The 19,172-nt window shown below is 68.2% G+C and carries 20 protein-coding genes; 13 read left to right on the plus strand and 7 right to left on the minus strand.

Annotation, left to right across the window (positions count from 1 at the left end; all coding sequences use genetic code 11):
* Window positions 1-47: 47 nt before the first annotated feature.
* Complete coding sequence (glmM, locus tag ACK4E3_RS07255) at window positions 48-1,397, plus strand: phosphoglucosamine mutase (RefSeq protein ID WP_409698456.1); 1,350 nt, start codon at window positions 48-50, stop codon at window positions 1,395-1,397.
* Here the strand turns inward: glmM and ACK4E3_RS07260 are convergent.
* The 4 genes from ACK4E3_RS07260 to ACK4E3_RS07275 are packed head-to-tail and all read right to left on the minus strand — an operon-like array spanning window position 1,386 to window position 5,282.
* A complete protein-coding gene (locus ACK4E3_RS07260; RefSeq protein WP_409698459.1) occupies window positions 1,386-2,714 on the minus strand; it encodes an FAD/NAD(P)-binding protein in 1,329 nt (442 codons plus the stop codon). The genes glmM and ACK4E3_RS07260 overlap by 12 nt on opposite strands.
* Window positions 2,692-4,191 carry a phosphomannomutase/phosphoglucomutase gene (locus ACK4E3_RS07265; protein WP_409698462.1) on the minus strand — a complete coding sequence of 500 codons (1,500 nt, stop codon included), beginning with the start codon at window positions 4,189-4,191 and terminating at the stop codon, window positions 2,692-2,694. Before ACK4E3_RS07265 ends, ACK4E3_RS07260 begins: the two co-directional genes overlap by 23 nt.
* A 9-nt stretch (window positions 4,192-4,200) precedes the next feature.
* On the minus strand, window positions 4,201-5,148 hold the full coding sequence (locus ACK4E3_RS07270) for an SIS domain-containing protein (RefSeq protein WP_409698465.1): 948 nt from the start codon (window positions 5,146-5,148) through the stop codon (window positions 4,201-4,203).
* Window positions 5,145-5,282, minus strand: coding sequence for a hypothetical protein (locus ACK4E3_RS07275; protein WP_409698468.1), 138 nt, complete (start codon window positions 5,280-5,282; stop codon window positions 5,145-5,147). The genes ACK4E3_RS07270 and ACK4E3_RS07275 overlap by 4 nt, the downstream gene beginning before the upstream one ends.
* A gap of 188 nt (window positions 5,283-5,470) precedes the next feature.
* On the opposite strand from ACK4E3_RS07275, the gene gpmA reads away from it, so the two are divergent.
* From gpmA to ACK4E3_RS07320, 9 genes are all read left to right on the plus strand, one after another.
* Window positions 5,471-6,184, plus strand: coding sequence for a 2,3-diphosphoglycerate-dependent phosphoglycerate mutase (gene gpmA, locus ACK4E3_RS07280; protein ID WP_409698471.1), 714 nt, complete (start codon window positions 5,471-5,473; stop codon window positions 6,182-6,184).
* A complete protein-coding gene (locus ACK4E3_RS07285; protein WP_409698474.1) occupies window positions 6,184-6,807 on the plus strand; it encodes a bifunctional diaminohydroxyphosphoribosylaminopyrimidine deaminase/5-amino-6-(5-phosphoribosylamino)uracil reductase RibD in 624 nt (207 codons plus the stop codon). The genes gpmA and ACK4E3_RS07285 overlap by 1 nt, the downstream gene beginning before the upstream one ends.
* An 83-nt stretch (window positions 6,808-6,890) precedes the next feature.
* Window positions 6,891-8,171, plus strand: a complete 1,281-nt coding sequence (locus tag ACK4E3_RS07290; protein WP_409698477.1) for a pentapeptide repeat-containing protein — start codon at window positions 6,891-6,893, stop codon at window positions 8,169-8,171.
* On the plus strand, window positions 8,168-9,409 hold the full coding sequence (locus ACK4E3_RS07295; RefSeq protein WP_409698480.1) for a pentapeptide repeat-containing protein: 1,242 nt from the start codon (window positions 8,168-8,170) through the stop codon (window positions 9,407-9,409). The genes ACK4E3_RS07290 and ACK4E3_RS07295 overlap by 4 nt, the downstream gene beginning before the upstream one ends.
* 198 nt (window positions 9,410-9,607) lie before the next feature.
* A complete protein-coding gene (ffh, locus tag ACK4E3_RS07300) occupies window positions 9,608-11,131 on the plus strand; it encodes a signal recognition particle protein (RefSeq protein ID WP_409698483.1) in 1,524 nt (507 codons plus the stop codon).
* A 30-nt stretch (window positions 11,132-11,161) separates the two neighbouring features.
* The gene (rpsP, locus tag ACK4E3_RS07305) at window positions 11,162-11,683 is read left to right on the plus strand and encodes a 30S ribosomal protein S16 (RefSeq protein WP_409698486.1); all 522 of its coding nucleotides are present in this window, start codon (window positions 11,162-11,164) and stop codon (window positions 11,681-11,683) included.
* Between the two features lie 51 nt (window positions 11,684-11,734).
* Window positions 11,735-12,304, plus strand: coding sequence for a ribosome maturation factor RimM (rimM, locus tag ACK4E3_RS07310; RefSeq protein ID WP_409698489.1), 570 nt, complete (start codon window positions 11,735-11,737; stop codon window positions 12,302-12,304).
* A gap of 55 nt (window positions 12,305-12,359) precedes the next feature.
* Window positions 12,360-13,175 (plus strand): cytochrome c oxidase assembly protein, encoded by an 816-nt coding sequence (locus tag ACK4E3_RS07315; protein ID WP_409698492.1) that lies wholly within the window; start codon window positions 12,360-12,362, stop codon window positions 13,173-13,175.
* On the plus strand, window positions 13,172-13,666 hold the full coding sequence (locus tag ACK4E3_RS07320; RefSeq protein ID WP_409698495.1) for a CopD family protein: 495 nt from the start codon (window positions 13,172-13,174) through the stop codon (window positions 13,664-13,666). Before ACK4E3_RS07315 ends, ACK4E3_RS07320 begins: the two co-directional genes overlap by 4 nt.
* Here the strand turns inward: ACK4E3_RS07320 and ACK4E3_RS07325 are convergent.
* Window positions 13,621-14,169 (minus strand): DUF2231 domain-containing protein, encoded by a 549-nt coding sequence (locus ACK4E3_RS07325; protein ID WP_409698498.1) that lies wholly within the window; start codon window positions 14,167-14,169, stop codon window positions 13,621-13,623. The two genes, ACK4E3_RS07320 and ACK4E3_RS07325, sit on opposite strands and share 46 nt — an antisense overlap.
* A 33-nt stretch (window positions 14,170-14,202) precedes the next feature.
* On the opposite strand from ACK4E3_RS07325, the gene coxB reads away from it, so the two are divergent.
* From coxB to ACK4E3_RS07340, 3 genes are read left to right on the plus strand one after another with little or no spacing between them, the layout of a single operon-like run.
* Window positions 14,203-14,874 (plus strand): cytochrome c oxidase subunit II, encoded by a 672-nt coding sequence (gene coxB, locus ACK4E3_RS07330; protein WP_409698501.1) that lies wholly within the window; start codon window positions 14,203-14,205, stop codon window positions 14,872-14,874.
* Entirely contained in the window at window positions 14,871-17,360 is a 2,490-nt protein-coding gene (gene ctaD / locus ACK4E3_RS07335) for a cytochrome c oxidase subunit I (protein ID WP_409698504.1), read from the plus strand. Before coxB ends, ctaD begins: the two co-directional genes overlap by 4 nt.
* Window positions 17,360-17,701: a hypothetical protein gene (locus tag ACK4E3_RS07340; protein ID WP_409698506.1), complete on the plus strand. Its 342-nt coding sequence runs from the start codon at window positions 17,360-17,362 to the stop codon at window positions 17,699-17,701. Before ctaD ends, ACK4E3_RS07340 begins: the two co-directional genes overlap by 1 nt.
* Here ACK4E3_RS07340 and ACK4E3_RS07345 read toward each other — a convergent pair.
* Both ACK4E3_RS07345 and ACK4E3_RS07350 read right to left on the minus strand, forming a co-directional pair.
* Entirely contained in the window at window positions 17,698-18,150 is a 453-nt protein-coding gene (locus ACK4E3_RS07345) for a MaoC family dehydratase (RefSeq protein ID WP_409698508.1), read from the minus strand. The two genes, ACK4E3_RS07340 and ACK4E3_RS07345, sit on opposite strands and share 4 nt — an antisense overlap.
* Window positions 18,150-19,142, minus strand: coding sequence for a threonine/serine dehydratase (locus tag ACK4E3_RS07350; protein WP_409698511.1), 993 nt, complete (start codon window positions 19,140-19,142; stop codon window positions 18,150-18,152). The genes ACK4E3_RS07345 and ACK4E3_RS07350 overlap by 1 nt, the downstream gene beginning before the upstream one ends.
* Window positions 19,143-19,172 lie beyond the last annotated feature (30 nt).

A 19,172-nucleotide genomic window follows, 5' to 3' on the forward strand; every position in this document is an offset into this window, starting at 1 on the left:
AGGCTCGCCATGAGAAGGCAATGGCACGGAAGGCAGCGCGAGGGCACATGGCCAAGAGACATTATTTCGGCACCGACGGCATCCGCGGGCGCGCCAACCGTCATCCGATGACCGCAGAGGTCGCCCTGCGCGTAGGGCTTGCCGCCGGGCGCATCTTCCAGTCCGACGATGACCGCCGTCATCTGGTGGTGATCGGCAAGGACACGCGCCTGTCCGGCTACATGATCGAGCCTGCCCTTGTGGCCGGCTTCACCTCTCTGGGCATGGACGTGCGTCTGCTGGGGCCGATCCCGACACCGGGCGTGGCCATGATGACCCGCTCGATGCGCGCGGATCTGGGCGTGATGATCTCGGCCTCGCACAACGGTTTTGGCGACAACGGCATCAAGCTGTTCGGACCGGACGGCTACAAACTGTCGGATGCCCTGGAGCTTCAGATCGAGGCCCTCATGGACAAGGGGCTGACCGAGGCCCTGCCCGACGGCGACCGGCTGGGCCGGGTCAAGCGCATCGACGATTCCCAGGCGCGCTACATCGAGATCGCCAAGGCCACCTTCCCCCGCTCCCAGAGCCTGTCGGGCCTTCGCGTGGTGGTCGACTGCGCCAACGGGGCCGCCTACAAGGTCGCGCCCGTCGCCCTGTTCGAACTGGGCGCGGAGGTGTTCTCGGTCGGCGTGGCACCCAACGGCCTCAACATCAATGCCGACTGCGGCTCGACCCACCCCAAGCACATGATCGAGGCGGTCAGGACGCACCGCGCCGACATCGGCATTGCGCTGGACGGCGATGCCGACCGGGTGATCATCTGCGACGAGAAGGGGCAGGTGATCGACGGTGACCAGCTGATGGCCCTGATCGCCCAGGACTGGGCCGAGAAGAACCGGCTCAAGGGCGGCGGCATCGTGGCCACCATCATGTCCAATCTGGGCCTGGAGCGCCTGATGACCTCGCGCGGCCTGACGCTGGAGCGCGCAGGCGTGGGCGACCGCTATGTCATGGAGCGCATGAAGGAGGGCGGCTTCAATCTGGGCGGCGAGCAGTCCGGCCACATCATCCTGCGCGATCATGCCACCACCGGCGACGGGCTGATGGCCGCCTTGCAGGTGCTGGCGGTGATGGTGGAGAAGAAGCGGCCGCTGTCCGAGCTGGCCAACCAGTTCGAGCCCGTGCCCCAGCTGCTCGAGAACGTGCGGCACACCGGCGGCAAGCCTCTTGAGAAGGCCAGCGTCAAAGATGCCATCAAGGCGGGCGAAAGCCGCCTGGGCTCCGGCGGGCGGGTGGTCGTGCGCGCCTCGGGCACCGAGCCGGTGATCCGCATCATGGCCGAAGGTGACGACGCCGCTCTCGTGCGCGCCGTGGTCGGCGATATCGCCGAGGCCGTGCGCTCAGGAAGCTGAGACCGGGGTTTCAGCCAGAGTCTCGACAAGCGCCTCGATCCGCTCGCGGATGTCGGGCACGGCCACGGTCTCCCACAGGGCTGCGCGGGCGGGCGGGCCGAGGGCCCACAGGCGGTCGGAGGCGCTGCCGTCTGCGCCGATCAGGGCGCCCGCAGGCGTGACATCGAGGCCCAGACCCAGCGGTGCGGGCCGCGCCAGGCCCTGTTCGATCAGGCTGCGCACCAGAGGGTCGGTGGATCTGGCCGGATCGAAGCCCGGCCCCGTGCAGTCAATCATCCACTGACCGCGCCACAGCGTGACTTCGGCCCCGCCGCGCGGACGCCAGCGGATCGCGAGACCGGCACCGTCTGCGGCGTCTTCACCATGCGTGACAGAGACCAGGCGCCCTGCCGCCACGCGCACATCGGCCCCCGCAAAGCGCTCCCAAATGGCCGGCGCGATGCGGTGGCGGTGCACATCCCACCACGGGCGCAGATGGCGCAGGAAGCGAGCGCGCTGCGTGTAATCGAGGCCCTGCCACAGATCGGCATTGAACGGGCGAAGCTCGTCCATCATGGCGCCCCAGCCGATCTGCCCTGCCCTCGCCCGTGCGGACGACAGCCGCTGCGACAGGGCACCCTTGGCGGGCGCGCGCGCTGCCACCTCGGGCTGATCGCTGTCATGGGGGCGCGGCAGCAGCCCCCGGCGCGACACGGCCAGGGCCGAACCGCGCCATCCGTGCTGCAACAGGGCCAGAACCATGTCGATCATGGTCAGCCCCGACCCGAGTAGAAAGATTTGATCCGTAGGCTGAATGTCTCTCAGGGCGCCCTGCGCCCACGGGTCGGAAATGACGCGCGGGTGGGCACTGTTGCCCGCGCCGTCCGGGGAAGGGTTGCCCGTGGCCAGCACCACATGATCCGCATCAATGTGTTGATCCCCCACACTGACCCTGCCCTTGCCGATCGCGTGCGCCGCACCGCGCACATGGGTGATCCGTCCCTCAGGCGCGAGAGCCAGCTGATGAGTGATATAGGTGCCGAACAGGCGCCGCGGCGCAAAGCCATCAGGGTCGGCAAGTTCGGGCGCATGGACTTGCAGCCAGCGCACGAAATGATCGGGATCGCCGGCGCGCGCGCTCATCCGTCCCGAGCGCACATTCAGCAGATGACAGTCCTCGCCCGTGCCATAGGCCACCCCGCGACCGGGCCGCGCGCAAGGGTCGATCAGAACCGAGGCGAGACCGCGCTCGGCAAGGCGCACGGCCAGCATGGTGCCGCTGTAGCCCCCGCCGATGATTGCGACCGGGGCCAGGCTAGATTTCCTGATTGTAGGCACCGACCTCGCGGTGACGGGCGAGGCGCGGCTTGACCTCGTCGCGGAACAGGGCGCGCATGTCATCGGCCGAGCGCATGCTCTCGACCACGACCACCAGCTCGGGCTTGTTGGACGAGGCGCGCACCAGCACCCACGATCCGTCCTCCAGATGCACGCGCGCGCCGTTCACATCGATGACCTCGACCACGCGCCGCCCGAGGATGGAGCCGCCCTCGGCCAGCAGGGCACGATATTCGTCCTGTATCTTTCCGATGACGGCATATTTCAGCTCGTCATCGCAGTGCGGGCTCATGGTGAGGGAGGTATGGGCTTCGGGCAGGGCGGTCTTGAGCTGCGAGAGCGAGCGGCCCGGATTGCGGTCCAGCATGGCGAGGATGGCACCCGCCGCCACCACCGCATCGTCATAGCCGCGCCCGATGGGGGCGTTGAAGAAGAAGTGGCCCGATTTCTCGAAGCCTGCCAGTGCGCCCAGCTCGGCGGTCTTGCGCTTGATGTAGGAGTGGCCTGTCTTCCAGTAGTGGGTCGCGGCACCGTTCTCGCTCAGCACCGGATCGGTCTTGTAGAGGCCCGTGGATTTCACATCGACCACGAACTGTGCACCCGGATGCAGCGCCGACAGGTCGCGCGCCAGCATCAGTCCGATCTTGTCGGCAAAGATTTCCTCGCCCGTGTCATCAACCACGCCGCAGCGGTCTCCGTCACCGTCGAAGCCCAGCGCCAGGTCCGCCCCCTCGGCCCTGACCCGCTCGGCCATGGCGCTCAGCATGGCGTGGTCTTCCGGGTTCGGATTATAGTTGGGAAAGTCGTGATCGGGCGTGGTGTCCATCTCGATCACCTCGGCGCCCATGCGCCGCAGCGCCTCGGGCACAAAGGCCCCGGCGGTGCCGTTGCCGCACGCGCAGACCACCTTCAGGGGGCGGCTGAGACGCACACCCGCCGTCACCTCGTCCAGCCATAGATCGTTCAGGTTCTCGATCCGGGTGAGCCGCCCGCCCTCGCGCGCCACGGCCTCGTTGCCCAGCACGATCGCCTTGAGCCGCCCGATCTCGTCGGGGCCGAAGGTCAGCGGGGCCTGCGCTCCCATCTTCACGCCCGTCCAGCCGTTCTCGTTGTGGCTGGCCGTGACCATGGCCACGCAGGGCGCATCGAGGGCGAACTGGGCGAAATAGGCCATGGGCGAGAGCGCGAGGCCGATATCGATCACCTCGCAGCCCGCCTCCATCAGCCCGAGGATCAGCGCCTGTTTCACCGACAGCGAATAGGCCCGGTAGTCGTGCCCCACGACGACGCGCGGCGCGACGCCGCATTCGTGGAAATAGGTGCCGAGCCCCAGACCCAGCTTCTGCACGCCCACAAGGTTCAGCTCTCGCCCCAGGATCCAGCGCGCATCGTACTCGCGAAAGCCGGTGGGCTTGATGAGCGGCAAGGTCTCGTACTCGGGCGTATTGGGGACGATTTCGGCGCGCGGTGCGGTCATGGGCTGGCTCTAGATCACGCCTGCGCGCAGCAGGTCATGGATGTGAAGAATGCCGACGGGACGGCGGTCCTCGACGACGAACAGAACGGTAATGCCCCTGTCGTTCATGCGCTTAAGGGCCTCGGCGGCGAGCAGGTCCGGCGTGACCGTCAGGGGATCGGGGGTCATGACCTCGGCGGCCCGGGCCTGCATCAGGCCCTCCATGTGGCGGCGCAGGTCGCCATCGGTGATCAGGCCCGCAAGCAGGCCATCCTTGTCCACCACCCCGACCGAGCCGAAGCGGCGCTCGGTCATGGTGATCAGGGCCTCGGGCATGGGCGTGTCCACCGAGACAAGCGGTGTCTCGGACCCGCCATGCATCAGGTCGCCCACCGTGCGCAGCATGGCCCCCAGCTTGCCGCCGGGATGAAAGGTGCGAAAATCGCTGGCGGTAAAGCCGCGCTGCTCGATCAGGGCCACGGCCAGCGCATCGCCCAGCGCGATCTGCAAGGTCGTGGAGGTGGTGGGCGCATCAACGCCTGACGCCGCCTCGGGCGCGTCGGGGATCAGCAGCACCACGTCGGACTGACGGGCCAAGGTGCTCGAGGCCTTGGCCGTCATGCTGATGAGCGGCACGCCGAAGCGGCGGCTGTAGGCCACCACATCGGATAGCTCGCGCGTCTCGCCCGATCGCGACAGGGCCAGAACGACATCGCCCGCGCCAATCATGCCCAGATCGCCGTGGCTGGCCTCGGTGGCATGGACGAACATGGCCGGAGCCCCGGTCGAGGCGAGGGTGGCGGCGATCTTGCGACCGACATGGCCGGACTTGCCCACGCCCGTGCAGACGATGCGCCCGCTGGCACCGGCCATGATCTCTATGGCCCGCTCGAAGCGCTCATCGAGACCGTCCGCCAGGGCCTCGAGCGCGCGCGCCTCGTCGCGCAGCACGCGCCGGCCCGTCTCGCGCACGCTCACGCGCCGCTCTCCGCCGGAACCTGGGGCGCAGGCTCTGCGCCGGACACGCGCCCTCCCTGGGGCCAGAACAGGGCGAGGGTCAGCATCAGGATCGCCACAATGGCCGCCGCGCCGAAGAACAGTTTGTCGCTCATGGGTGGGCTATAGCAGGGTGCGGCGAGCGCCGTCACCCACCCACAGGGTTAAAGCGCACAGCGTTCTGCGACACGCGCGGTGCCGGTATGCCTGGCTTGAGGGGCGCTTGGTTGATCTTTGCGCAGGCCCGCCCTAAGCGAAGCGGGTGGCGCGAGCCAGCACGCGCGGACACCATCGAGGACAAGCCATGCCAACCCTGATCCTTCTGCGACACGGTCAGAGCCAGTGGAACCTCGAGAACCGCTTCACCGGCTGGGTCGACGTGCCGCTGACCCGCGAGGGCGAGGCCCAGGCCGATCAGGCCGGAGCCCTGCTGCGCGAGGCGGGCCTCAAGCCCGACATCATGTTCACCTCAGTTCTGCGCCGCGCACAGGAGACAGGCGCCCGCGCCCTTGCCGCAGGGGGATTTCAGGCGGTGCCGGTGCACGAGGACTGGCGGCTCAACGAGCGGCACTACGGCGCACTCACGGGTCTAGACAAGGCCGAGACCGCCGCGCGCCACGGCGATGAGCAGGTGCATGTGTGGCGGCGCAGCTATGACATTCCGCCCCCGCCCCTGGAGCCCGGCGGCGAGCACGATTTCGCGGCCGACCCGCGCTATCAGGGCAAGAGCGTGCCCGCCACCGAAAGCCTCAAGACCACGCTGGAGCGGGTCATGCCGTTCTGGAGCGCCGAGATCGCACCGAAGCTGTCTGGCGACGCCGTCGTGCTGGTCGCCGCCCACGGCAACTCGCTCAGGGCCATCGCCAAGCATCTGTTCGCCATTGCCGATGACGCCATCACCGCGCTGGAAATCCCGACCGGCAACCCGCTGGTCATCACCCTCGACGAAGCGCTGAAGCCCTTGAGCGCGCGCTATCTGGACAGCGCCCGCGCGCAGGCCCTGCCGGAGCCGGCCTGATGGCACCGGTCAGCGATACCGAGGCCATGCGCCGGGCCATCGCCCTTGCCCGCTCGCGCATGGGCTACACCTGGCCGAACCCTGCGGTCGGCTGCGTGATCGTCAAGGACGGCGCCATCATCGGCGAGGCCGCCACGGCCAACGGGGGCCGTCCCCACGCCGAGGAGCAGGCTGTGCCTGCCGCAGGCGAGGCCGCGCGCGGTGCCACCGCCTTTGTCACGCTGGAGCCCTGCGGTGCGCGCTCGTCGGGTCGCACGTCCTGCGCCTCGCATCTGGTCGAGGCAGGCATATCGCGCGTGGTGGTCGCCTGCCTTGACCCCTCGCCCTTTGCCTCGGGGCGAGGCATCGCCCGGCTAGAGGCTGCGGGCCTCACCGTGGAGACAGGCCTGCTGGCCGAAGAGGCCCTTGGCCTGTGCGAGGGCTTCGTGCACCGGCTCAGAACCGGGCGCCCCCTGCTTGAGGTCAGCGCGGAGGGCACAGGCTACGACGGGCGCTACACGGCGGCACTGGGCGCGGATCACGAAGCCGAACTGCTGCGGCTGGGCGAAGCGGGCTATACGCGCCTGCACGTGCTGCCCGGACCGCTGGCCGAAGCCTTGCGGGAAAAGCGGCTTCTCGCCTGAAGGTTGCGTGCGCCGCGCATCGACGCAAACCCCTTCTGATCATTGGCAAATCTTCCTTAATCGCTGGGCGTTAGCGTGGCTGCATGTCGGCCCGGCCCCAACAGCCCAGAACCAGACGCCGCCTCGACCAGAGCGAGTTGGACGCCATCTGTGCGCGGCACGATCGCCTGTGGCAGGCCCGGCCCGGCGGGGCGAGAGCCATGCTGGCCTGGACCGACCTCAGCGGGCTTTCGCTGCGGGGGCGCAATCTGGCCGATGCAGACCTGTCGGCAGCTTGCTTGGTCGAGTGCGACCTGACGGGCTCGCGGCTCGACAATGCGACCTTGTTCGGCACCGACCTTCAGGACGCCGTGCTGAAGGATGCCAGCTTGCGGCGCGCCGACCTGCGCGGGGCGTGCCTTCGCGGTGCGGACCTGACCGGCGCGGACCTGTTCGAGGCGGACCTGCGCGAAGGCACCATCGCCGCCGCCGACGCCGCCCACGGCTATAGGGTGGTCGAGCCCAGCGCCCGTCCCGCAGGGGCCGTAGCCAGCAATGCGCGCGGTGCCAATCTGTCGGGAGCCAATCTGGAGCGCTCGCGCCTGACGGGCATCGTCGCCGTGCAGGCCGACTTCTCGGGCGCGATGATGAAGGGCTGCCGCCTCGTGCGCGCCAATCTGAAACAGGCCAATATGGAAGGCGCTGACCTGGCCGGGGCGGACCTGTCGGGCGCGGACCTGTCGGGAGCCAACCTCAAGGACGCCGTCCTGGTGGGCATCACCGCAACGCTGTGGCGGCGGGACGGTGCAGACATGACCGGCGCGCTCACCGACGACCGGCCCTCGGGCACCGATGCCTCGACCCTTCCGGCCGCCGAGATGCTGCGCGAGCACGCGCACTGGTGCGAGACCAGCGGTCGCGAGGGCAAGCCCTCAAGGTTCGATGGAGTCGACCTGAGGGTGCTCAAGTCCATCCGCGGGCTGAACCTCACGGCCCTGTCGGCGCGCGGCGCGGTCTTCTATGGCCTCGACATGGAAGGCGTGCAGCTTCAGGGCGCGCATCTCGAGGAGGCCGACCTTCGTTCGTGCAGGATGCGCGGGGCCGACCTGCGCGGGGCGCGTCTGAAGGGCGCGCGACTGGCCGGAGCCGACCTGCGCGAAGCCCAGATCGGGCCGCTGATGATCGCCGATGACCGCCTTCTTCCTGCCGATCTGACGCGGGCGGGGCTGCGCGGGGCCGACCTGAGCGGGGCAGACCTGCGCCACGCCACCCTGGTGCTGGCCGATCTCACCCGGGCCAATCTGCACGGCGCCCAGCTTCGCCATGCCGACACCACCGCCGCCATCACCACGGGCGCGCGCGGCTTCGAGGAGGCTCTGGGTTGAGCGCGCGCCGCAAGCTGTCGCAAGGCGACTTCGATCTGATCGCAGCGGCCCACGCGCGCTATGTGGAGGGCAAGCCGGGCGGGCGGCGCCTGGTGCTGAAGTTCGTGGACCTAGGCGGGCTCGACCTGTCGGGCCGCCTGCTGGACGATGCCGATTTCACCGGCTCCAGTTTCGAGGGTACGCGCCTGATCCGTGCATGGCTGGAGCGCGCGATCCTGTTCGGATGCGATCTGCGCAAGGCCGACATGCGCGGCGCGCGCCTGCGGCGGGCGGACCTGCGCGGCGTCAGCCTGCGCGGGGCAAATCTGGCGCTGGCCGATCTGACCCAGGCGGATTTTCGCGAAGGGCGCATCGCCGTGCCCCATCCCGAGAAGGGCCTGACCCAGCTTCGCCACGAGACCCGCGCCTCCGATGCCGAGCAGACCAATTTCGCCGGCGCGACGCTGGATCACTCGCGCTTTGACGGCACCTCGGCCTTCCGGGCCGACTTCACCGACTGTTCCATGCGCGGGGCGGTTCTCAGCGGAGCCAACCTCAAGGACGCCAATCTGACCGGTGCCATGATGGAGGGGGCCATGGTCGCGGGCACCAACCTCGAAGGGGCCAGCCTGCGCGGTGCCGTGTTGACGGGTGTTGATGTCGAGAGCGCACGGCTGGATCGCACCGAGCTTTCAGGCAGCCTCAGAAGCCTCGATGCCGATGCCGCCGACCGTGCGGAGGCCCTCATGGCGCGCATCGAGGCGGCCGAGCGCTGGGCGCGCACGGGCGGGCGCGAGGGAACTCCGGCCAATCTCGACGGCGAGGATATGCGCCTGCTGTTCGAGCGCATGAAAGGCCGCATCCTGCCGGGCGTATCGGCGCGCGGCGCCTGCCTTGTCGGCGTGGACCTGAGCGGAACCCTGCTTCCCGGCGCCAATCTGGAAGGCGCGGACCTGCGCGGCGCGAAGCTGGTCGGCGCGGACCTGCGCGGCGCGAGGCTGACCGGTGCCAATTTGACAAGGGTCAGCGCGGCGAAGGTGATGCTCGGGCCGCTACCGCTCGGCGCGGGCCGACAGTCCCCGGCCCTTCTGGGCAGCGCGCGCCTGCGCTATGGCGATCTGCGTGATGCCGACCTGAGTTCGGCCGTGCTCGACAGCGCCGACTTCACCGGTGCGCTTCTGTCCGGGGCGCGCCTTGCCGGCTGCTCCATGCGCGCCATCGTGCTCGACGAAACCGAGGGCCTCGACCTCGTGGCCTGATCCACACCTGTGCCCCACCCTTGATTTTGCGGGAAATCCCCGTCATAAGCCGCCCTTTCCGGCGCAAGTGACCTTCGCGCCTCCTCCGCCACGACAGTCCCACACCCCTTGCAGGGCAGGGAAACGAGGGCGGAGAGGACCCCTGTCGACGTGATCGTCCACAGGGGCTGAAGGCTTTGTGCGCCCCATGAGGCAAGAATGTTCGAGGCCCTGAACGAGCGACTGACAGGCGTTTTCGACCGGATTTCCGGTCGCGGCGCGCTGTCCGAGGCGGACATCGACGCGGCGCTGCGCGAGGTTCGCATCGCCCTGCTCGAGGCCGACGTCGCCCTGCCCGTGGTCAAGGACTTCATCGCCCTTGCCCGCGAGCGCGCCCGGGGCGAGGAAGTCATCCGCGCGGTCAAGCCCGCCGATCAGGTCATCAAGATCGTCCACGACGGGCTGATCGAGATGCTGGGCGGCGAGGAGCCCGTCGCGCTCAATCTCAATGCCGCGCCCCCCGCCGTGATCATGATGGCGGGCCTGCAGGGCTCGGGCAAGACGACCACTTCGGCCAAGCTGGCCCTGCGCCTGACGCGCCACGACCGGCGCAAGGTCATGATGGCCTCGCTCGACACGCGCCGACCTGCGGCCATGGAGCAGCTCGAGACCCTTGGCCGCCAGATCGAGGTGGCCACCTTGCCCATCGTGAAGGGCGAGAGCGCGGTCGAAATCACCCGTCGGGCGTTGCAGGCGGCCAGGCTTCAGGGCTTTGACGTCCTGATCCTCGACACCGCCGGTCGCACCACCCTCGACGAGGCCATGATGGCCGAGGCCGCCGAGGTCGCCGACATCGCCCGGCCCGTCGAAACCCTGCTGGTCGCCGACAGCCTGACCGGTCAGGACGCCGTTCGCACCGCCACCGCCTTTCACGAGCGCCTGCCCCTGACCGGCCTCGTTCTCACGCGCGCCGACGGCGACGGACGCGGCGGGGCCATGCTGTCCATGCGTGCCGTCACCGGCCTGCCGATCAAGTATCTGGGCGCGGGCGAGAAGGTCGATCAGCTCGACGTCTTCGATGCGCGCCGGGTGGCCGGTCGCATCCTGGGTCAGGGCGACATCGTGGCCCTGGTCGAAAAGGCCAGCGAGGAGCTGGATCAGGCCCGCGCCGAGACCATGGCGCGCAAGCTGGCCAAGGGGCAGTTCGATCTGGACGACCTGGCCGCCCAGCTTCAGCAGATGCGCCGCATGGGCGGGCTGCAAGGCATCATGGGGCTGCTGCCCGGGGTGGCCAAGCTCAAGAACCAGATGGCCGACGCCAACATCGACGACCGCATGATCGCGCGTCAGGAAGCGATCCTCAGCTCCATGACACGCAAGGAGCGCAAGAAGCCTGACCTGCTCAACGCCTCGCGCAAGCGCCGCATCGCGGCCGGTGCCGGCGTCGAGGTCAGCGAGATCAACCGCCTGCTCAAGCAGCACCGCCAGATGGCTGACACGGTCAAGGCCCTGTCGCGCGGCGGCAACAAGAATCTGGCCCGCATGGCCCAGATGATGGGCGGCCAGATGCCCGGGGGCATGCCCGCCGGTGCCGACCTTGCGCGCCTCAAGGCCATGGGCGGGGGCAAGCTGCCCCAAAGCCTGCCCGATGGCCTGCCCGCCTCCCTGCCCGGCCTGCCCGGCGCAGATGGCCAGACACCCCGGCTTCCTGGCGGGCTCCCCGGCCTGCCTCGCAAGAAATAACCCCGATCAACGAGCAAGAAGAGACCTTAGATGCTGAAGATCCGACTGTCCCGCGGCGGTGCCAAGAAGCGCCCCTACTATCACATCGTGGTGGCCGACAGCCGCGCGCCCCGCGACGGCAAGTTCCTGGAAAAGGTGGGTTCCTACAACCCCATGCTGCCCAAGGACGGACCCACCCCGCGTGTGGTACTCAAGGCCGAGAGCATCGCCGAGTGGCTGCGCAAGGGTGCCCAGCCGACCGATCGCGTCGCCCGCTTCCTGAGCCAGGACGAGACCCTCTCCTCGATGGTGAAGTGGCAGGCCGGTAACAACCCCCAGAAGGGCCAGCCCGGCAAGAAGGCCCAGGAGCGCGCCGAAGAGCGTGCCCAGCGTGAGGCCGACCGCGCCGAGGCCGAAGCTGCAGCCAAGGCTGAAGCCGAGGCGGCCGCTGCCGCCCCCGCCGAAGAAGCGCCCGCCGAAGAAGCGGCCGCCGCGGAGACTCCTGCCGAAGAGGCTCCGGCCGCCGAAAGCGCCGCCGAAGACGCTCCCGCCGAGGAAAAGACCGAGGCCTGATGATGAAGGCCCCGGGGCACGACGCTCCGGGGCCTTTTTTCCAGTCGATCCATGACCAAGCCCCCCTCATCGCAAGATGCCCCAGCGGATTCAGGTCTGGTGCTGGTCGGCCATGTCATGGGCGCGTTCGGCGTGCGCGGCGAGATACGCCTAAAGCCCTATACCGAAGCGGCCGATGCGCTGCTGACCTATAAGACGCTGCGTGACCGGAGCGGGGCGGTGCGCCTGACGCTGGAAGGCGGGCGTGTGGTCAAGGGCGATCTCATCGGCCGGGCAGCAGAGGTGCAGACGCGCGAGCAGGCCGAGGCGCTGCGCGGCCTGAAGCTTCATGTGCCCCGCGAGGCCCTGCCGCCGCTGGATGAGGACGAGTTCTATCTCGTGGACCTGATCGGGCTGGCGGTTCGCACGCAGGACGGCAAGGCCATGGGCACCGTGCGCGCGGTGCAGAACTATGGCGCATCCGATCTGATCGAGGTGGCTCCGGCAGGCGGCGGCGAGAGCTGGTATCTGCCCTTCACGCGCGAGGCCGTGCCAACGGTCAATATTGCTCAGGGCTGGATCGTGGCCGTGCCTCCGGCCGAGACTGGCGAGAGAGAGACTGGCGAAGGCGGGGCCTCCTGATCGCCTATTTCTGATGCGGTGCCGAACCGGGGTGGCTCTGCTGCGTTAGGAGGGCATGACACGGGGGTTGCTGCAAGGCGGAGGCGATGGCGCATGGGCTCTGGGGGCCTATTGCGGACCCGCACCACAGCGCGACACCCTGTGGCTTCACTGGAATTTTGATCCCGTCCTGATACTCGGGCTGCTGGTGCTTGCGGGCATTCACCTGATGCTGCGGGTCAGAGGCGCCGTTCGAGGTGAGGATATCGCCTTTGCGGGCGGATGGCTGGTGCTGGTGATCGCGTTCGTCTCGCCTTTGTGCGCGCTCAGCGTGGCGCTGTTCTCGGCCCGCGCCGCTCACCACCTGCTGATGGTGGCCCTGGCCGCACCCCTGATCGCCTGGGCGTGGCGCGCGCGTTTCTCGGCTCTGGTGACAGGCGAGCGGTCTGCGCTGGTGTGGCTGGTGCCCACGGCCCTGCACATCGGCCTGTTCTGGTTCTGGCACGCGCCTGAACCCTATGGCGCAGCCCTGCAATGGGTGCCGCTGTACTGGCTGATGCAGGGCTCGCTGGCGCTTTCGGCCCTTCTGTTCTGGGGCTTGGTCATGGCCCCGAGACCCTGGCACGGGCCTGCCGAGGTGCTGGCCATCACCACCGCCATGAGCCTGATGGGCCTGCTGGGTGCCTTGCTGACCTTTGCCGGAGCGCCGCTCTACGCACCGCACCTGATGACCACAGGGGCCTTCGGCCTCACGCCTCTTGAGGACCAGCAGCTTGCAGGCCTTCTGATGTGGGTTCCGGGTGCCCTGCCGTATCTGGTCGCGGCCATCGTCACGGGCGCGAGATGCCTGCGCGAGCGGCTCGACGCGGTCCCGAAGGAGCAGGCACCGTGACCCTGGCCCTGCTGAAGTCCCTGCACATCGCCTCTCTGGTGGTGTGGGTCGCGGGGCTGTTCTACCTGCCCGGCCTGCTGATGGCCCATCGTCACATCGGCAGCGATGACGAGTTCATCCGCATCCGGCGCACCTCCCGCTTTGCCTACACCGCCCTGACGTCGCCCGCCGCGTTCATCGCCGTGGTATCGGGCACGGCACTGGTGTTCGCCGCGCGGGTGGTCGAGCCGTGGTTCGTGCTCAAGCTGGTGTTCGTGGGCCTGATGGTGATGTTGCACATCCACTATGGCTATGTGCTGACAAGGCTCTCTTCACGCGCCGAGGTGCCGCCGCGCGTGCGCCTCATGATTCTCTACGGCGCTCTGGTTCTGGTCGTGGGCGCAATCCTGTGGGCGGTGCTGGCCAAGCCGGACCTGGCCGAAAGCCTGTTTCCCTCATGGCTGCTTCAGCCTCGCGAGTCCTCGCTGTCGATGGGGGTCACACCGATCTGATGCTCGAACACCAGCTTGCCGCCGTACCATCCGGCCAGACCCACGAAGATCAGGCCCAGCAACGACAGCATCAGGCCCCACGGCAGGATGCCGCCCTCGCCCCAGACGATTCGCCATGCCCAGTTGGTGCCCAGAACCGACAGCAGCATCAGGGCCGCGACCCCGTGACTCCACGGCGCCACCCGGCGGCGGATACCGCGCACCAGCAGCATCTCGACCGTACCCGACAGGGCTGCAAGACAGCCCATTCCAAAGCCCCAGCCGCTGGTCCACAGCCCGACGCGCACAAAGAAGTCGTCGCCCGTCCACCAGTAGAAGCCGTCCGCACCGAGGGTGGCGCACACCAGGGCGATGGGAAAGGTCACCAGCATGACGTGGATCGGGTGCCCGGCCACTGCCACCAGGCTCTGCACCTGTTCGAAATGGGGATCGCGCGCACCGGCATCGGCGAAGGTGCCCTGCGATGGACCGGGCGGCGTGGCGGAAGAGTAGCGGCTGCTCATGGCCCTCTAACGCCGCAAGGCCCCGCGCGTTTCATGAAGCGCCCGGCCCTCGCACCCATGATGCTGATAGCGCTTGGCGCGTGCGAAGCGCCGCTCTCCACACTGGACCCCGCTTCGCGCACGGCCAGCGAGATCGCCGGATTGTGGTGGGCCATGCTGATCACAGCCTGCCTGCTGCTGTCCCTTGTCATGGCCCTGGCCCTTCACGCCCTCAGAGGCAGGCGAAGGCAGAGCCCTGTCAGCACCCGCACCTTCCTGATCGGCGGCGGGCTGGCCATGCCTGCCTTCGTGCTGCTGGCGGCCCTGGTCGCCGGGCTGGTCATCGGGGAGCGCGCCCTGCCCCATGACGCGCCGGACATCTTCGAGGTCGAGGCCACCGCCAGCCAGTGGCAGTGGCAGTTCCGCTACGGCGACGGGAGCGTCAGCGAGAACGTGCTCTACATTCCCGCGCGCCGCCCCGTGAACGTGATCGTCCGCTCGCAGGATGTGATCCACAGCTTCTGGGTGCCGCGCCTGGCGGGCAAGATCGACGCCATACCCGGCCAGACCAATGTCATCCGGCTGCGGGCCGACCGGGCCGGGCGCTTTGCGGGTGCCTGCGCCGAGTTCTGCGGCACGGGACATGCCGACATGCTGTTCGAGGCCGTCGCGCTCGAAGATGAAGCCCTGCGCGAGGCCCTCGGGTCTCTGGAGACCGCCCCATGAGCGAGGCGCCCCTGTCACCTCTGGCCCGGCACCGGGCATTCGAGCGCATCTACGCCACGCCGCCCGGCCTGCTGGGGCGGCTGTCGGCGGTGAACCATTCGGTCATCGGCCTGCGCTTCATCGTCACGGCCTTCGTGTTCTTCCTGATCGGGGGCGTGCTCTCGATGCTGATCCGCGCCCAGCTGGCCGGATCGGGCACCGCGTTCCTGGACGCACCCGCCTATGCCCAGGTCTTCACCATGCATGGCACGGTGATGATGTTCCTGTTCGCCATTCCGATGATCGAGGGCATCGCGCTCTATATGCTGCCCAAGCTGCTGGGCGCGCGCGACCTGGCCTTTCCGCGCCTCAGTGCCTTTGGCTACTGGTGCTATCTGTTCGGCGGCTCGATCCTGATCATCGCCATGCTGGCCGGCGTTGCCCCGGATGCGGGCTGGTTCATGTACACGCCCCTGTCGTCCAGCACCTTCACGCCGGGAATCAATTCGGACGTCTGGCTGATCGGCGTGACCTTCGTCGAGGTCTCAGCCGTGTGCGCGGCCGTGGAGTTCATGGCCACGGTGCTCAAGGTGCGAACCGACGGCATGGCGCTCAACCGCATGCCGATCATGGTCTGGTATCTGTGGGTCACGGCCGCGATGATGCTGTTCGGCTTTCCGCCGCTGATCCTGGGCTCGATCCTGCTCGAGATCGAACGCGCATTCGGCTGGGCCTTCTTCGACCCCGAGCGCGGCGGTCACCCGCTTCTGTGGCAGCACCTGTTCTGGCTGTTCGGCCACCCGGAGGTCTACATCATCTTCCTGCCCGGTGCCGGGATCGTCTCGACGCTGATCCCGGTGTTCGCGCGCACCAGGCTGGTCGGCTACGGCTGGATCGTGTGCAGCCTGATCGCTCTGGGCTTCCTCAGCTTCGGCCTGTGGGTGCACCACATGTTCACCACGGGCATACCACACCTGTCCCTTGCGTTCTTCTCGGCGGCAAGCACGCTGGTGGCGGTGCCGACGGCCGTCCAGGTGTTTGCATGGCTGGCCACTCTGCTGAACGGCAGGCCACGGCTCACCTTGCCCATGCTCTATATCTACGGCTTCCTGTTCGTGTTCGTGGTCGGCGGGCTGACCGGGGTGATGCTGGCGGTGGTGCCCTTCGACTGGCAGGCCCACGATACCCACTTCGTGGTCGCGCACCTGCACTATGTGCTGATCGGGGCGCTGGTGTTTCCCATGCTGGCTGCGGCCTATCACTGGCTGCCCCACATCACGGGCCGCGCCCACGAGCCCGCACGCAGCCATGTCGCCTTCTGGATGATCTTCGGCGGGCTGAACCTCACCTTCCTGCCCATGCATCTGACCGGCCTGCTGGGAATGCCCCGGCGCGTGCACACCTACGACAGCGCCTTTGGCTGGGACTGGCTGAACCTGATCAGCTCCATCGGCGGCTTCGTCATGACCATCGGCTTTGCCCTGTTCGTGGTCGATGTGATCCAGCAGACCCGCTTTGGTACGCGCGCGCGCCGCAACCTTTGGGGTGCCACGACGCTGGAGTGGGCCATGTCGACCCCGCCGCCCAGCTACAATATCGCCGCCCAGCCAACCGTCACCTCCCGTGACCCACTGGAGGACAATCCGCGCCTTGCCGCCGATCTGGCCGGTGGGCGCGGCCTGCTGGCATCGCCTGAGCGCGGGCGCATGGAGACCCTGAGCGTTGCCATGATCACGGGTCGGCCCGATGCCGTGATCGTCCTGCCCGGCCCGTCGCTGTGGCCCCTGCTGACCGCCCTTGCATGCGGCGTGTTCTTCGTCTCGCTCCTGCTGAAGTTCTACATCGTCTCACTTGTGGGACTTGCTCTTGTCGTGGTTGCGGGCTTCTGCTGGAGCTGGCGCGGCGGACTGAAGAAAGATCCCTTACCCATCGACATCGGCGACGGGCGCGCACTGCTGCCCCATGCCGCGACGCGCGATCCGCCCAGCCTGTGGGGCATGGTCTTCACCCTGATGGCCAACGGCACCCTGTTTGCCTGCCTGGTATTCGGATATCTCTATCTTCGCGTCGTCCAGGCCGAAGGTGCCGCGTCTGCGCCCCTCGTCAGTCTCCCATGGATCGGGCTCGGTCTTGTGTGCGTTGTTGCTGCGCTCGGCCTCGGGGCTGCATCCCTCGCGCAGCGCCGCGTCAGCGCCGGCAAGGCGGGTGTCGCCCCGCTCATGGCCGCCATCGCCTTCAACGCCCTTGCGGTGGCAGCCTTGACCTGGCTGGTGCTGGCCGCAGGCGATCCGACGCAGCATGCCGAGAGCGCCACGCGGGTCTTCACCCTCGCCTATGTGGGCGTGCAGGCCGCCATCGGCGCGCTGATCGCGCTGTATGCCTGGCTTCGCATGTCCGCAGGCTATGTCTCGGCCATGAGAAATGTCGAGACACGCGCCCTGGTGCTGTGGCAGGGCTGGACACTAGTGACCACGGTTATCGCGGCGCTGATGGTGGGGCTTCTGTGATGGTCACAGGAGCGAGACAGGCCTTTGGGCGGCTGATCGGCCTGACCGCGGGATTTCTTCTGTGGTCGCTCATGCTGGTGCTGCTCTACGCGGGCCACGCGGTCAACTGCGCTTCCGGGCGTACCGGGCTGGCCCCTTCAGTGTGGCTTTGGGTCATACTGGCGGCAGGACTCCTTGCCCATGTCGCACTGGTCCTTGTTCTGGCAAAGAGGCTCGACTGGCGGCGCAATACAGACACGATCAACTTCATCAATGCGTTGACGATCGCCCTCGCCGTGCTCAGCGCCGTCGCCACGGTCTGGACGGCCATACCGGTGTTCGGCCTCACCCCCTGCCTCTAGGGTGCGACCACCTGCATGCCCAGCCACTCGGCAATCAGGGCGGGCTTGTCCTCGCCCTCGATCTCGACGCTGACCTCGTGGCGGATGAGCCAGCGCCCGGCGCCCTTCTCTTCAATCGAGAGCAATGTGAAATGCCCGCGGATGCGCTTGCCTGCGCGCACCGGCTGCAGGAACCTGACCTTGTCGAAGCCGTAGTTGATACCCATGACCACACCATCGAGGGGCCTGAGCGCCTGCATGCTCATGCGTGACAGCATCGAAAGCGTGAGAAAGCCGTGGGCGATGGTGCCGCCGAAGGGCGTGCGCGCCGCCGCCGCCTGATCGACATGGATGAACTGTTCGTCCTCAGTCACGCCCGCGAAGGCGTTGATGCGCATCTGGTCGATGCGGATCCAGTCCGAGGTTCCCACCACCTCGCCCAGCCTGTCTTTCAGTGCCTCGGGCCTCATCAGGGGGTCTCCTCTCGCAAGATTTCGGCCAGCAGTGCCGGGTCGATGTTGCCGCCCGACACGATCACCGCCGTGATGCGCCCGGCGGCATCCACGCGTCCCGACAGCAGGGCCGCCAGCGAGACCGCCCCGCCCGGCTCCACGATCAGCTTCAGCGTGCTGGCGGCATAGCGGATCGCATTGCGCACCTCATGGTCGCCGACGCTGACTGCGTCCGTCAGTCTGGGGCCATTGACGGAAAAGGTGAGGTTGCCCGGCTGCGGCGCCATGAGGGCATCACAGATCGAAGGCCGGGGCTCGGGTGCGTGGGCGGTGATGGTCCCCTGGCGCAGCGACAGGGCATGATCATCGAAGCCCTCGGGCTCGACAGCATAGGTCTCGGGGGAAAGCCCGTGATGCTCCAGCGCCAGATGGATGCCTGCCAGAAGTCCGCCGCCCGAGGCACCGCACAGAAGCTGGTCGATGTGCGCCCCGCCGGCCTGATCGACCAGCTCCAGACCCACCGTGCCCTGGCCCTCGATCACATGAGGATCGTCGAAAGGCGGGACGAGTACACAGCCGCGCTCGGCCGCGATCTGCGCACCGATGGCCTCGCGGCTCTCGCACCAGCGGTCATAGAAGCGCACCTCGCCGCCGTGCTGTCTCACGCCCGCGACTTTCACCGCCGGGCAATCGTGGGGCATGACGATCAGGGCGTGGGTGCCCGCCAGACGCGCGGCCGCCGCCACGCCCTGGGCATGATTGCCCGAGGAATAGGCCACGACCCCGCGCCGCTTTTCCTCCGGGGAGAGGCGCGAGATGCGGTTCCATGCCCCGCGAAACTTGAAGCTGCCCGCCCACTGAAAGCACTCGGCCTTAAGCAGCACCCGCCCACCGACGCGCGCGTTCAGGGCCGGGTGCTCGATCAGGGGCGTGCGCACCGCCACGCCCGCAAGCTGTCGCGCGGCGTCCAGCACGCCGGCGCTGGTAGGGGCCCGGTGCGATTCGCTCATCTTGCCACTTAACCTGAAGCCCGCGCGTTC

Origin of the sequence: Brevundimonas sp. (assembly GCF_046299595.1) — a bacterium.
GTDB lineage: Bacteria > Pseudomonadota > Alphaproteobacteria > Caulobacterales > Caulobacteraceae > Brevundimonas.

Bases quoted from the DNA above. Each gene is read 5' to 3' on its own strand.
- ACK4E3_RS07325 (WP_409698498.1), bottom strand. From the start codon at position 14,169: ATGAGCAGCCGCTACTCTTCCGCCACGCCGCCCGGTCCATCGCAGGGC.
- ffh (WP_409698483.1), top strand. From the start codon at position 9,608: ATGTTCGAGGCCCTGAACGAGCGACTGACAGGCGTTTTCGACCGGATT.
- ctaD (WP_409698504.1), top strand. From the start codon at position 14,871: ATGAGCGAGGCGCCCCTGTCACCTCTGGCCCGGCACCGGGCATTCGAG.
- rpsP (WP_409698486.1), top strand. From the start codon at position 11,162: ATGCTGAAGATCCGACTGTCCCGCGGCGGTGCCAAGAAGCGCCCCTAC.
- gpmA (WP_409698471.1), top strand. From the start codon at position 5,471: ATGCCAACCCTGATCCTTCTGCGACACGGTCAGAGCCAGTGGAACCTC.
- ACK4E3_RS07340 (WP_409698506.1), top strand. From the start codon at position 17,360: ATGGTCACAGGAGCGAGACAGGCCTTTGGGCGGCTGATCGGCCTGACC.
- coxB (WP_409698501.1), top strand. From the start codon at position 14,203: ATGAAGCGCCCGGCCCTCGCACCCATGATGCTGATAGCGCTTGGCGCG.
- ACK4E3_RS07290 (WP_409698477.1), top strand. From the start codon at position 6,891: ATGTCGGCCCGGCCCCAACAGCCCAGAACCAGACGCCGCCTCGACCAG.
- ACK4E3_RS07350 (WP_409698511.1), bottom strand. From the start codon at position 19,142: ATGAGCGAATCGCACCGGGCCCCTACCAGCGCCGGCGTGCTGGACGCC.
- glmM (WP_409698456.1), top strand. From the start codon at position 48: ATGGCCAAGAGACATTATTTCGGCACCGACGGCATCCGCGGGCGCGCC.
- ACK4E3_RS07285 (WP_409698474.1), top strand. From the start codon at position 6,184: ATGGCACCGGTCAGCGATACCGAGGCCATGCGCCGGGCCATCGCCCTT.
- rimM (WP_409698489.1), top strand. From the start codon at position 11,735: ATGACCAAGCCCCCCTCATCGCAAGATGCCCCAGCGGATTCAGGTCTG.
- ACK4E3_RS07315 (WP_409698492.1), top strand. From the start codon at position 12,360: ATGACACGGGGGTTGCTGCAAGGCGGAGGCGATGGCGCATGGGCTCTG.
- ACK4E3_RS07275 (WP_409698468.1), bottom strand. From the start codon at position 5,282: ATGAGCGACAAACTGTTCTTCGGCGCGGCGGCCATTGTGGCGATCCTG.
- ACK4E3_RS07345 (WP_409698508.1), bottom strand. From the start codon at position 18,150: ATGAGGCCCGAGGCACTGAAAGACAGGCTGGGCGAGGTGGTGGGAACC.
- ACK4E3_RS07265 (WP_409698462.1), bottom strand. From the start codon at position 4,191: ATGACCGCACCGCGCGCCGAAATCGTCCCCAATACGCCCGAGTACGAG.